Source organism: Klebsiella sp. GFKo11 (assembly GCF_056490265.1).
Genome location: NZ_CM151369.1, coordinates 6,039,333 through 6,050,943 on the forward strand (window position 1 = coordinate 6,039,333; position 11,611 = coordinate 6,050,943).

The window sequence follows — 11,611 nt, forward strand, 5'->3', positions numbered from 1 at the left end:
TTAAAAGCGCACGCCAAAGAGTCTTCTGACGTTAGCATCGGTGACTTCTTCCAGCCACTTCGCGTCTTCCCCACGCCACCCTGCGATACTCGCCAAAATATGCGGCAAATAAGCAGGTTCATTACGGCGGGAAGAGGGTTTCGGGCGCATATCGCGCGGCAGTAGATAAGGCGCATCGGTCTCAACCAGCAGACGGTCGATCGGAATATCAACCAGCAACTCTCGCAGCTCCATCCCTCGACGCTCATCGCACACCCAGCCGGTGATACCAATGGATAAACCTCTATCCACACATTCACGCATCTCTTCGCGCGTACCGGTAAAACAATGCACCACTGCCCCCGGTAATTTATCGAGCCAGGGCGTCAGCAGGGCCAGGAAGCGCTCGTGCGCATCGCGGCAGTGCAAAAACACCGGCATCGACAGCTCCGCCGCCAGAGCCAGTTGAGCGCTAAACGCCGCTTCCTGCTCCTGCGGCGTCGAAAAGTTACGGTTAAAATCCAGTCCGCATTCACCAATCGCGACGACTTCCTGCTCGCGGGCCAACGCAAAGACTGCCGCCGCGACGGATTCCGTCCAGGTGCTACTGTCGTGTGGATGAACCCCGGCGGTTGACCAGCAGCCAGAGTAGCGGCGTGCCATCTGCTGCGCCTGAGCGCTTTCATGCAGGTTCGTTCCCGTCAGCAGCATGCCGGTGACTCCTGCCGCCTGCGCACGGGAAACAACCTCATCGCGATCGCGAGAAAACTGCGGGCTGGTCAGATTTACACCGATATCAAACATCACTACTCCCATATGACAACCGCCCTTGCGGGCGGCTGGTATTTATTCTTCTTTGCCCTGCGCCTCTTCGGCGGCGGCATCTTCATCACGCGTCATGCGCTTGCCTGTATAGAACCGGGCGAAGAAAACCCCGACTTCGAATAGACAGTACATCGGGATCGCCAATAGCGTTTGCGAGAATACATCCGGCGGTGTCAGCAACATCCCAACGACGAATGCGCCCACCAGCACGTAAGGCCTTTTCTTACGCAGATCGTCCGGGGTTGTTACCCCCATCCAGCACAGCAGCACGATGGCCACCGGCACTTCGAACGAGACGCCAAAAGCGATAAATAACGCCATGACAAAATCGAGATAGCTGCGAATATCGGTTGAAACCTGCACCCCTTCCGGCGCTGCGTGCGTCAGGAAACCAAACGCCAGCGGGAACACAACGAAGTAAGCAAAGGCCATACCGATGTAAAACAGCAGCGTGCTGGAGACCAGCAGCGGCATCACCAACCGACGTTCATGCTTATACAGCGCAGGCGCCACAAAGGCCCAGACCTGGTACAAAATGACCGGCACCGACAAAATGATCGACACCATAAAGGTCAGCTTGATCGGCGTAAAGAAAGGCGAGGCCACGTCCGTGGCGATCATCGTTGCGCCAACCGGCATCTGCCGAATAAGCGGCGCAGAAACCAGTTGATAGATATCGTTGGCGAAATAAACCAACGCCAGGAAAATCACCAGAATCGCGAGAATGCTGTTGATCAAGCGTTTACGCAGCTCAATCAGATGCGTAATTAGCGGTTGTGTATCGTCTACGCCCATGTTTACTGTTTATCACTCGATGCGGGAGAGGAATCGGAAGCTGTCACGGCGACTTTCTCTTTCGCAGACGGAAGTTCTACCTGCGAAACAAGGGGTTCTTCAGCAACGCTTTCTGGGGCATGCTCTGGCGCGCTGGCCTGATGTTCAGCCGTCGCTGGCGTGATGTCTTTGCGCTGCTCTTCACTACCCTGCACTACCGGGTTATGAATCGTGTTGGCTTCGTCGCTGGCTTTTTCAGGATCGTTGGCGGTATAGGAGCGCTTCATGGATTCAGCCGCTTCGCGCAGTTCGTCCATCGATGCCTTTAGCTCAGGGGTCAGATTATCCAGGCTGGCCTTTTCCACTTTCTTCAGGCTTTCCTGGAACTCCTGCAGCTTTAATTCCTGGGTTATTTCATTTTGCACGGTAGCCGCCAGAGACCGCAGCGTGCGGATCCAACTGACTACCGTTTTTACCGCGACAGGCAGTCGCTGTGGCCCCAAAACGATGAGGCCAATTACGAACACCAGCAGTAGTTCACTAAAACCGATATCGAACACGAATTACACCTGCTCTTTGTCGTGGCGTTTGGTCTCGTCTTTCTTTGCTTCATCCGGTTTTTCAGCGAGGGTTTTCGCCGCAAAATCGGCATCAGGCGCGGATTTCTCCGGTTTATCTTCGTCGCTCATGGCCTTTTTAAAGCCTTTGATCGACGCGCCTAAATCCGAACCGAGCGAGCTCAGCTTTTTTGTCCCGAAAAGCAGAACCACGATGACGACAACAATGAGTAACTGCCAAATACTGATACCACCCATACACATTCCCCTATGACAGATGATGAATTAATAGGACGCATTATACATATTATGCGCAGTGATAAAGGCGACTGCCGTCAGTTCGTCTTTCGCCAGCCGATAAGCCAGGTTACGACGCCAGCGGCCATCAGCCAGCCGGGCATCATGCCCCATTCCGGACGGTGGACGAATAGCAGCGTACCACTCAGCAGTAAAACCGCACCTATACCAAACAAGTAACGAGACTGCCCCTGGCGTACGTGCCGCACCTGGATGTCACGCACGATGGTATCGACGCTATTCTGCAACTGCTTGCTTTGTTGCAAGCTTTGGTACACCAGCTCAGGTATTTCCGGCATTCTCTCAATCCAGAACGGCGCTTTTTCTTTAAACGCGCGCACCAGCGCTGGAATGCCAACCTGATCCTTAATCCACGACTCAAGGAACGGTTTCGCCGTTTTCCACAAGTCTAACTGAGGATAGAGCTGGCGACCTACACCTTCTACGTAAAGTAATGTCTTCTGTAGCAGAACCAGCTGCGGCTGCACTTCCATATTGAAGCGTCGCGCGGTGTTAAACAGGTTCAGCAGCACATGGCCAAAGGAGATTTCCGCCAGCGGCTTTTCAAAAATAGGCTCGCAGACTGTACGGATGGCAAACTCGAACTCTTCAACGTTGGTATCCGCAGGTACCCAGCCGGAATCAACGTGCAGCTCCGCAACTTTGCGATAATCACGGTTAAAGAAGGCGATGAAGTTTTCCGCCAGGTAGCGCTTATCTTCTTTGTTCAGCGAGCCGACAATACCGCAGTCGATACCGATGTACTGCGGGTCCTCCGGGTGTTCATAGCTGACAAAAATATTGCCCGGATGCATATCGGCATGGAAGAAGCTGTCGCGGAAGACCTGAGTGAAAAAGACCTGCACGCCACGCTCGGCCAGCAGCTTCATGTTGGTATTTTGCGCTTCCAGAGCAACGACATCGGAAACCGGGATGCCGTAAATCCGCTCCATCACCATCATGCCTTCGCTGCAGTAGTCTGAATAAACCTCAGGGACATAGAGCATTGGGCTGTCTTCAAAGTTGCGGCGCAATTGAATGGCGTTGGCCGATTCACGCAGCAGGTTGAGTTCATCCAGCAGCGTTTTCTCGTATTCGCGAACCACTTCCTGTGGGCGCAGACGACGACCGTCCGGCAGCAGACGCGGTACCCAGCGCGCGAGGCGATAGATGAGTTTCATATCCGCTTTGATAACCGGCACAATATCCGGGCGGATCACCTTGATGACCACCTCTTTGCCATTCTCTTTCAGGCGCGCAGTGTGTACCTGGGCGATAGAGGCAGAAGCCAGCGGCTCGATGGAGAAATCGTCAAACCAGGCCTCCACCGGCAGGCCGCCCATCGCTTGCTCAATTTGCTTTTTGGCCTGCAGGCCGTCAAACGGCGCGACGCGATCCTGCAACATAGCAAGCTGATCGGCGATTTGCGGCGGAAACAGGTCACGACGAGTTGAGAGCATCTGACCAAACTTAATCCACACCGGTCCCAGCTCCTGCAACGCCAGACGCAAGCGCTCGCCGAGAGGTTTTTCTTTGTGGCGGTTTGGCATCCAGAACAGCATACGTCGCCAGATTCGCAGTGGCAGCGTGATGCGCATTTTGGGAATGAGCTCATCAAGCCCGTAGCTCAAAAAGGTGCGGATGATGAAATACAGGCGCCGTAGTTCTCCTGGCGTCATTTGCCCTCCAGCGTTTCCAGCCGTTTTTCCAGCGCGGCCAGGGCTCGTTCCACAGCAGCGGTTTCCTCAACAAACCAGGCCAGCTCCAGCGGTCCCGGTGCCAGACGCCACTCTTCGGTGATCGCCTCCGCGACATAACGCTGCTGGCGCTGAGTGCCCTGTAAAAGAAAGCGAGTGCCGCCGCGTAATACTTTACTGAAGCCTTCCGCAACGATATCGCCAGTATACGGGGCCAATAGTTCAGCCGGGTCGAATTCAGCCAGATCGCACAGGGTGACGGTATTTTGCACCACCTGCAAATCCCCCTGCACTTCGAGATCGCCGCTGCGAATCAGCGCCGTCAGCTGCTGGCGGTTACGTAATTGCGGGAGCACGCTTAGACGAGTAATCACGGTACAATCGGCTTCACCTTCCCATGCGCCCAGCACGTCTACCTGACGCTCGCTAAAAACCAGCACCACGGGTGCGGAAAGTTCTTGCAACTCGACGCGCAGCACTTTCCCCAGCAGCCGCTGCCGGGCGGGTTTAAGCGCCTGGTCGCGCCAGAGGAAAGTATTCAGGACCGTCTCAATACCGGCGGAAACCAGTGATTTGAAAGGCATAGCGTCCCTCCTGTCAGAACTTATAACCACGGTGCAGCGCAACGATACCGGCCGTCAGGTTGTAGTAATCGACGCTTTCGAAACCTGCGTCCTGCATCATGCCTTTCAGAGTGTCCTGATCGGGGTGCATTCGAATAGATTCAGCAAGATATCGATAGCTTTCGGCATCTTTCGCAACCAGCTCGCCCACGCGCGGCAGGATATGGAAGGAATAGGCATCGTAGGCTTTGCTCAGCGGCTCCATTATTGGCTTCGAGAACTCCAGTACCAGCAGGCGACCGCCCGGTTTGAGCACGCGATACATAGAGCGCAGCGCTTTTTCTTTATCGGTGACATTACGCAGGCCGAAAGAGATGGTGATGCAGTCAAAGGTGTTATCTGCAAAAGGTAGCGCTTCGGCGTTAGCCTGGACATATTCCACGTTACCGATAATGCCGATATTACGCAGCTTTTCGCGGCCCATCTTCAGCATAGAATCATTAATATCCGCCAGCATCACGCGGCCGGTTTCGCCCACCAGACGGGAGAATTTCGCCGTCAGGTCGCCGGTACCGCCGGCCAGATCCAACACGGTCTGCCCACGACGGACGCCGCTGCAATCGATGGTGAAACGCTTCCACAAACGATGAATACCGAACGACATCAAATCGTTCATCACATCATATTTTGCAGCTACAGAATGAAATACATGCGCCACCATGTCAGCTTTCTGTTCTTTGGCGACAGTCTGAAAGCCAAAATGCGTCGTTTCTTGTGAATCCTCAACCATCTCAATGCCTGCTTGCTTATCAAGAAAATGTTCGTCGAGTGTAACAGGTTTAGCGCGCTTCCCATACGCTTCAACGCGGCTGAGAGCGACCATCGTACACTGCAGCAGCTGCGGAATCTGATGAAAAATCGTTATCTTCCCGTGGGTTGTCTTCGTCCTCAAGACGGTATTCATCATCCTGCGCGGTTGCTTGTTCGACTAAGTCAGGGTTAATCCCACGTTTGACTTCCACGCCCAGGCCACGGAACGATTCTGCCTGAACGAGCAAATTGCCACGCCCGGAAGCGAGCTTTTTCATCGCCTGACGATAGTTATCCTGTGCTTTATCCAGGCTCTGGCCGATAGCGGACATGTCGTCGACAAACAGGCGCATTTTGTCATACAGGCGCCCCGCTCTTTCGGCAATTTTCTGCGCGTTACGGCTCTGATGCTCATAGCGCCACAGGTTGGCGATGGTACGCAGTGCGACCAGCAGCGTAGTCGGGCTAACCAACATAATGTTGTTCTTCAGCGCTTCGCTAATCAGCTCCGGCTGACGGTCAATCGCCAGCAGGAAGGCGGGTTCAACGGGGATAAACATCAGGACGTAGTCAAGTGAACGTAGCCCCGGCAGCTGTTGATAGTCCTTACGCCCCAGCAGACGCATATGATTGCGTACGGAAGCAATATGCTCCTGTAACGCCGTTTCGCGGGTGTAATCATCATCGGCATTAAAGTAGCGTTCATAGGCGACCAGAGTCATCTTGGCATCAATAACCACGTCTTTGCCCTGCGGAAGACGCACGATCACATCCGGCTGCATCCGTGAACGGTTGTCGGTTTCGATACTCACCTGCGTTTGATATTCGTGACCCTCCCGCAGCCCGGAAGCCTCCAGCACGCGGGTCAATACCACTTCCCCCCAGTTGCCCTGAGTTTTGTTATCACCCTTCAGCGCGCGCGTCAGGTTTAGCGCTTCCTGCGCCATTTGCGCATTAAGCTGCTGAAGGTTGCGGATTTCATGAGCCAAGGTATGACGCTCCCGCGCCTCCTGACCGAAGCTATCCTGAACCTGGCGGCGGAAACCATCCAGTTGCTCACGTAACGGGGTCAGCAGCCCGTGCAGACTCTGGCGATTCTGCTCATCCACCCGTCGGTTGCTGTGTTCGAATATTCGGTTTGCCAGATTCTCGAACTGCTCGCTAAGGCGCTGCTCGCTGTTGACCATCTGGCGAATTTTATCTTCCGCATGCATTTGCGTGGATTCAAGGCGGGTGGTCACTTCACGGAGATCGGCCTCCAGCGACGTATTGATATCGCGCAGGCTGCGCAATTCGTTATTGAGCAGCTCGCACTCTTTGCGCCAGTGGGACTCCTGCACCAGTTGTTGGCGGGCGGCGCTCAGCTCAATATCCAGCTCGCGACGCTCTTCGATGAGGTCGGCTCGGATTTGGTCGGCGCGCGCTTTGGTCGCCAGCCAGCCCACAATCAGCCCAGCGGCCAGCGCCACAACGGCACTAATAATAATCGAGATATCCACAACGCCCCCTGCGGCAACCACTTACGGCACAAAATAGAATTGTGCTGTACAAACGTCCAGTTGGAAAGGTTTTTCCTGCGAGGAGCAACGCAAAAAAGAAAGGCCGGAGAGCCCGGCCTTTTACAGAAAGGATAAGAACTACAGCAGGCGGCGCGCTGCTTCCACGACGATTTTCACCGCATGGCTTTCGGTTTGCTTCATGGTTTCCGCGTTTGGAATTTCCTGCTGGGTACGGTTGACGATAACCCCGGCAACCATCCCGGCACGCAGACCCTGGCTGGCGCACATGGTCAGCAGAGTGGCGGATTCCATTTCATAGTTCATCACGCCCATCGACTGCCACTCTTCCATCGAACCTTTAAAGCGGCTCACCACGCGGCCAGAGAAGGTGTCGTAACGCTCCTGGCCCGGATAGAAGGTGTCGGAAGAGGCAGTGACGCCGACATGCGTGGTCGCACCAATGGATTTCGCCGCTTCAACCAGCGCGGTAGTACATTCGAAATCGGCTACCGCCGGGAATTCCATTGGCGCGAAGTGCAGGCTTGCACCGTCGAGACGAACGGAAGCGGTGGTCACCAGAACGTCGCCCACATTAATGTGCGGCTGAATAGCGCCGGTGGTGCCAATGCGCAGGAAGGTACGGATACCCAATTGGGCCAGTTCTTCCACGGCAATAGAGGTAGATGGGCCGCCGATACCGGTAGAGCAGACAATCACTGCTTTACCATCCAGTTCAGCACGCCAGGTAGTGAATTCGCGATGAGATGCCAGTTTGACCGGCTTATCCATCAGCGCGGCGATCTTTTCCACACGCTCCGGATCGCCAGGGACGATAGCCAGCGTAGCCCCTTGTAAATCGTTCTTGGTGAGGCCGAGATGAAAAACATCAGACTTAGACATAAAAAACTCCTCTGTGGGTCGAATTATCAGCAGAAGCAAAACGGTACTTTACAGAAGCTGCTGAGACTATTTTGTGACACCAATCACTATGAATGAAGTTCATTGCAATAGATTGCCATTGAATGGTGATACAAATCACATTAATAAGTTAATCTGGAGAGTACTGAACAAAAGATAGCCTGTTTCGGGCACTGTGGTTTGTTAACGTCCGGTCTAAAACGTCTATAGTTATCGATGCGCTAATACATTAATAAGGGTACGGAGAATACCATGACCACAACTAAGCAACCCGGCTTTGCACCTGCAGCCACGCCGCATGCCTCAACTGCTGTTCACACGTCAGATGAAAATATCATCTCCGGGGAGACATCAATCCCTTCTCAGGGGGATAACATGCCAGCCTTCCATGCCCGTCCGAGCAACGTCGACGGTCCGCTACCGGTCGTCATCGTTGTACAGGAAATTTTCGGCGTGCATGAACATATCCGCGATATTTGTCGTCGTCTGGCGCAGGAAGGGTATCTGGCTATCGCACCAGAGCTGTACTTCCGCCAGGGCGATCCCAATGATTACAACGATATTCCTTCTTTATTTCAGGGGTTGGTCAAAAAGGTGCCGGATTCTCAGGTACTGGCTGACCTCGATCACGTCGCCAGCTGGGCTTCCCGCCACGGTGGCGATGCCCATCGTCTGCTTATTACCGGTTTCTGCTGGGGCGGTCGCATCACCTGGCTGTACGCCGCACATAACCCGCAGCTAAAAGCCGCCGTTGCCTGGTACGGCAAGCTGGTCGGTGAGAAAACATTAAACTCACCGAAACATCCGGTGGACATTGCCGTTGATCTGAACGCCCCGGTTTTAGGGCTTTACGGCGCGAAAGATGACAGCATCCCGCAGGATACGATTGAAACCATGCGTCAGGCGCTGCGGGCCGCCAACGCTACGGCAGAAATCGTGGTTTATCCGCAGGCCGACCACGCCTTTAACGCCGACTATCGCGCCAGCTATCATGAAGAGTCGGCGAAGGACGGCTGGCAGCGAATGCTGGCATGGTTTGCGCAATATGGCGGGAAGCGAGGTTAACCACCGTCTGCGGACTGGTAGCCCGGACAGGCGCGTCAAGCGCCGCCTCCGGGAAAATATACCGGGCCTGATACATCAATGAAGGGATTAAGCATAAATATGGCGGACGATCAGCGCCGCCAGCGTCCCATCCTGCTGCCACCGTCTCACCAAGGTTTCCATTTTTTCATAATAGTGCGGGGCCGCGCGCGGCACGCAGATTGCCTGCTGAATCTGGCTATAGCTATCAGGTAGCACACGAACGCTATCTTGCCCCAGGGCAGCGGCTTCCAGCAGCTGACGAATATTCGCCACCATATCCCCCTCACCGGCAAGGAAAGCGCTGAGCGCCTGCTGAGTGGTGGGATATTCGCAAAGTCGGGCATGTTTTAAGGTGCGGATCAATGGCAATGAATAGGCAGAACCCCTTCCGACGTTAATCGTCACACCTTCACGGTCCATCTCATGAACCGAATGGACCTCGCTATCGCGACGCACCAGAACGGTACAGTCGATAGTGAGATAGGGTGAGGTAAAACTCAGCTCATTTTCACGTGCCGGATCCACCGCCAGAAAAGCAATATCCCATTGATTATTTGAAGCATCGTCAACGATGTGTTTTGCTGCGGGGTAAGGTTTCAGCAGCTCCGGCTGCTGGCAAGAGTGCGCAATTTTTCGCGCCAGATCGACCGTCAACCCACTCAGCTCACCGTCGGCTGACTGCTCTGCCAGCAAAGCATTGCCTAAATTAATTGCAAAACGTAAAGCTGATGATGGCATGGCTCGTTCCTTATCGGCAATTCGATCGTCTTGATAGCTATGCGCAGAAAGCCGCTGAAGTGATTTTTCAAATCCACTTTTAATAACTTAATTATGGCACCCTGCCCTACATGTCAGATAACAGAGGTGGTTGTTTAATCTCTATTTATCCCGATAGGTGCTGTACTGGAATTCATATTCTTCACGATACCAGGTTTCGCCCCACAGGATCAGTTTGTCATCGCCTGCCAGGCAAGTATGTTGACGCACCATCACCGGTCGGCTGCGTTTAATATCCAGAAATTTTGCCACTTCTTGCCCCGGCAGCGCGACGCGAACCTGGTTATGAATGGTATGAATAATAATGCCCAGCTGTTGCTCAAATAGCGTCTGTAACGCCAGCGTTTCCAGCGAGGCGACGGCAATATTGGCCGCTATTTCGGCATCAAGATAGCGAATTTCGACCGCCAGCGGCTTCCCGTCGATAAGGCGTAAACGAACCAGACGGTATATTTTCGCACCGGCATTAAGCCGTAAATTTGCCAGTAAAGCAGGTGTTGACGGGACTTCGCCAAAGAAGAAAACCTGGTACTGAATAGAAAGATTACTTTCCTGCAAATCTTTCTCGAAAAAGCCAAGTTCTTGCTTTCTGACGCGCGTCACAATCGGCGCAGTCTTGACGAACGTTCCCTTGCCGCGCACGCGCTCAATAAGCCCTTCGCTTAGTAAGCCGTGCATCGCATGAACCACGGTGGCGCGGGTGGTGGAAAATTGTTGGGCCAGTTCATTCTCGGACGGCAGCTTATGACCAGGTGGATAATCCCCCCGCTTAATGCCGTTGCGAAGTTGTTCCTGGATCTGCACATAGATCGGTAAAACGTGAGCCATGTAGAAGTATCTCTATTTGCCAGGTTGTATAGTCAACTCAAAGTTGTATAGTCAACTATGCAACTCAAAGGTGGACATTCAGGCTCTCTACAGAGCCAGCAACAGCCATTTTATCGTTATCTCACTGAAAAAGGATAAAATTTAGATGCATTTTGATACTCATGCTCATGTTTTTACCACCGGTTTACCGCTGGCAGAGCATTGCCGCTATGTACCGGAGTACGATGCAGCACCAGCGCAATACCTTGCGCAACTGGATAAGCACCATATCGATAAAGCGATTCTGATCCAGCCCAGTTTTCTGGGTACCGATAATAGCTATATGCTGGACGCAATTCGCCAGTCGCCGGACCGTTTTTACGGCGTTGCGGTTATCGACCCTGATACGCCATTTGATACCATGGAAGCGCTTAAACAGCAGGGCATTATCGGCGTACGTTTGAATCTTATTGGTCAGGATCTTCCAGACTTAACAACATCGGTCTGGCAGCAGCATCTGCGTAATATAAAAGCGCTTGGCTGGCATATTGAACTTCATCGCCCAGTGGCGGATTTAGTCCCTCTACTTGGCGTACTGCTCGCCGCTGATGTAAAAATTGTAATCGACCACTTTGGTCTGCCTGCTGAAAAAGAGAAAGATCCAGGTTTCATTTATCTTCTCAATCATGCAGAAACCGGTAAAATATGGATAAAAATCTCTGCCAGCTATCGAAATGGTAGTGATAAAAAGCCGACAGATAATACGAAGATGCTAGTTCCACTACTATTAAAACACTTTGGTCCTGAACGATTAATGTGGGGTAGTGATTGGCCGCATACGCGCTACGAAGACAGTATGACCTATACGAAAGCAATAGATGAAATATATAACTGGGAATTAACAAATACTCAACGCGATAATATTTTTTGCCAAAGCGTTATAGAACTTATTAATGGTTGAGTATTAACCCAAAACAACACAGCATATATCATTACAATAATATATATTTTGGTAAGGGTTG

Annotated in this window: 13 protein-coding genes; 2 read left to right on the top strand and 11 right to left on the bottom strand. The window is 53.0% G+C overall.

All coding sequences use genetic code 11. The features are described 5' to 3' along the window. The 9 genes from tatD to udp all read right to left on the bottom strand — a co-directional run bounded on the left by tatD (position 1) and on the right by udp (position 7,901). Entirely contained in the window at positions 1–795 is a 795-nt protein-coding gene (gene tatD / locus AC07P6_RS28945; protein ID WP_478315239.1) for a 3'-5' ssDNA/RNA exonuclease TatD, read from the bottom strand. A 30-nt stretch (positions 796–825) separates the two neighbouring features. Further along, entirely contained in the window at positions 826–1,599 is a 774-nt protein-coding gene (gene tatC, locus AC07P6_RS28950) for a Sec-independent protein translocase subunit TatC (RefSeq protein WP_181484099.1), read from the bottom strand. A gap of 2 nt (positions 1,600–1,601) precedes the next feature. Then, complete coding sequence (tatB, locus tag AC07P6_RS28955; protein WP_182235582.1) at positions 1,602–2,138, bottom strand: Sec-independent protein translocase protein TatB; 537 nt, start codon at positions 2,136–2,138, stop codon at positions 1,602–1,604. A 3-nt stretch (positions 2,139–2,141) separates the two neighbouring features. Continuing rightward, the gene (tatA, locus tag AC07P6_RS28960; protein WP_181484101.1) at positions 2,142–2,393 is read right to left on the bottom strand and encodes a Sec-independent protein translocase subunit TatA; all 252 of its coding nucleotides are present in this window, start codon (positions 2,391–2,393) and stop codon (positions 2,142–2,144) included. Between the two features lie 77 nt (positions 2,394–2,470). Continuing rightward, on the bottom strand, positions 2,471–4,111 hold the full coding sequence (gene ubiB, locus AC07P6_RS28965; RefSeq protein ID WP_478315240.1) for a ubiquinone biosynthesis regulatory protein kinase UbiB: 1,641 nt from the start codon (positions 4,109–4,111) through the stop codon (positions 2,471–2,473). Beyond that, entirely contained in the window at positions 4,108–4,713 is a 606-nt protein-coding gene (gene ubiJ, locus AC07P6_RS28970) for a ubiquinone biosynthesis protein UbiJ (RefSeq protein WP_478315241.1), read from the bottom strand. Before ubiJ ends, ubiB begins: the two co-directional genes overlap by 4 nt. 13 nt (positions 4,714–4,726) lie before the next feature. Continuing rightward, entirely contained in the window at positions 4,727–5,482 is a 756-nt protein-coding gene (gene ubiE, locus AC07P6_RS28975) for a bifunctional demethylmenaquinone methyltransferase/2-methoxy-6-polyprenyl-1,4-benzoquinol methylase UbiE (RefSeq protein WP_110277498.1), read from the bottom strand. 70 nt (positions 5,483–5,552) lie between these two features. Continuing rightward, entirely contained in the window at positions 5,553–7,001 is a 1,449-nt protein-coding gene (gene rmuC / locus AC07P6_RS28980) for a DNA recombination protein RmuC (RefSeq protein WP_478315242.1), read from the bottom strand. Between the two features lie 138 nt (positions 7,002–7,139). Further along, positions 7,140–7,901 carry a uridine phosphorylase gene (gene udp, locus AC07P6_RS28985; protein WP_003828923.1) on the bottom strand — a complete coding sequence of 254 codons (762 nt, stop codon included), beginning with the start codon at positions 7,899–7,901 and terminating at the stop codon, positions 7,140–7,142. Positions 7,902–8,171: 270 nt separating this feature from the next. On the opposite strand from udp, the gene AC07P6_RS28990 reads away from it, so the two are divergent. Beyond that, positions 8,172–8,984 carry a dienelactone hydrolase family protein gene (locus AC07P6_RS28990; protein WP_478315243.1) on the top strand — a complete coding sequence of 271 codons (813 nt, stop codon included), beginning with the start codon at positions 8,172–8,174 and terminating at the stop codon, positions 8,982–8,984. Between the two features lie 87 nt (positions 8,985–9,071). On the opposite strand, the gene AC07P6_RS28995 is transcribed toward AC07P6_RS28990, so the two are convergent. Both AC07P6_RS28995 and AC07P6_RS29000 read right to left on the bottom strand, forming a co-directional pair. Then, positions 9,072–9,743 (bottom strand): transporter substrate-binding domain-containing protein, encoded by a 672-nt coding sequence (locus AC07P6_RS28995; RefSeq protein ID WP_478315244.1) that lies wholly within the window; start codon positions 9,741–9,743, stop codon positions 9,072–9,074. 141 nt (positions 9,744–9,884) lie between these two features. Continuing rightward, positions 9,885–10,610: a GntR family transcriptional regulator gene (locus AC07P6_RS29000; RefSeq protein ID WP_478315245.1), complete on the bottom strand. Its 726-nt coding sequence runs from the start codon at positions 10,608–10,610 to the stop codon at positions 9,885–9,887. 145 nt (positions 10,611–10,755) lie between these two features. Between AC07P6_RS29000 and AC07P6_RS29005 the strand changes: the two genes are divergently transcribed. Next, the gene (locus AC07P6_RS29005; protein ID WP_478315246.1) at positions 10,756–11,550 is read left to right on the top strand and encodes an amidohydrolase family protein; all 795 of its coding nucleotides are present in this window, start codon (positions 10,756–10,758) and stop codon (positions 11,548–11,550) included. Positions 11,551–11,611 lie beyond the last annotated feature (61 nt).

Bases quoted from the DNA above. Each gene is read 5' to 3' on its own strand.
- ubiE (WP_110277498.1), bottom strand. From the start codon at position 5,482: ATGGTTGAGGATTCACAAGAAACGACGCATTTTGGCTTTCAGACTGTC.
- AC07P6_RS28995 (WP_478315244.1), bottom strand. From the start codon at position 9,743: ATGCCATCATCAGCTTTACGTTTTGCAATTAATTTAGGCAATGCTTTG.
- ubiJ (WP_478315241.1), bottom strand. From the start codon at position 4,713: ATGCCTTTCAAATCACTGGTTTCCGCCGGTATTGAGACGGTCCTGAAT.
- AC07P6_RS29005 (WP_478315246.1), top strand. From the start codon at position 10,756: ATGCATTTTGATACTCATGCTCATGTTTTTACCACCGGTTTACCGCTG.
- udp (WP_003828923.1), bottom strand. From the start codon at position 7,901: ATGTCTAAGTCTGATGTTTTTCATCTCGGCCTCACCAAGAACGATTTA.
- tatD (WP_478315239.1), bottom strand. From the start codon at position 795: ATGGGAGTAGTGATGTTTGATATCGGTGTAAATCTGACCAGCCCGCAG.
- AC07P6_RS29000 (WP_478315245.1), bottom strand. From the start codon at position 10,610: ATGGCTCACGTTTTACCGATCTATGTGCAGATCCAGGAACAACTTCGC.
- AC07P6_RS28990 (WP_478315243.1), top strand. From the start codon at position 8,172: ATGACCACAACTAAGCAACCCGGCTTTGCACCTGCAGCCACGCCGCAT.
- ubiB (WP_478315240.1), bottom strand. From the start codon at position 4,111: ATGACGCCAGGAGAACTACGGCGCCTGTATTTCATCATCCGCACCTTT.
- tatC (WP_181484099.1), bottom strand. From the start codon at position 1,599: ATGGGCGTAGACGATACACAACCGCTAATTACGCATCTGATTGAGCTG.
- tatA (WP_181484101.1), bottom strand. From the start codon at position 2,393: ATGGGTGGTATCAGTATTTGGCAGTTACTCATTGTTGTCGTCATCGTG.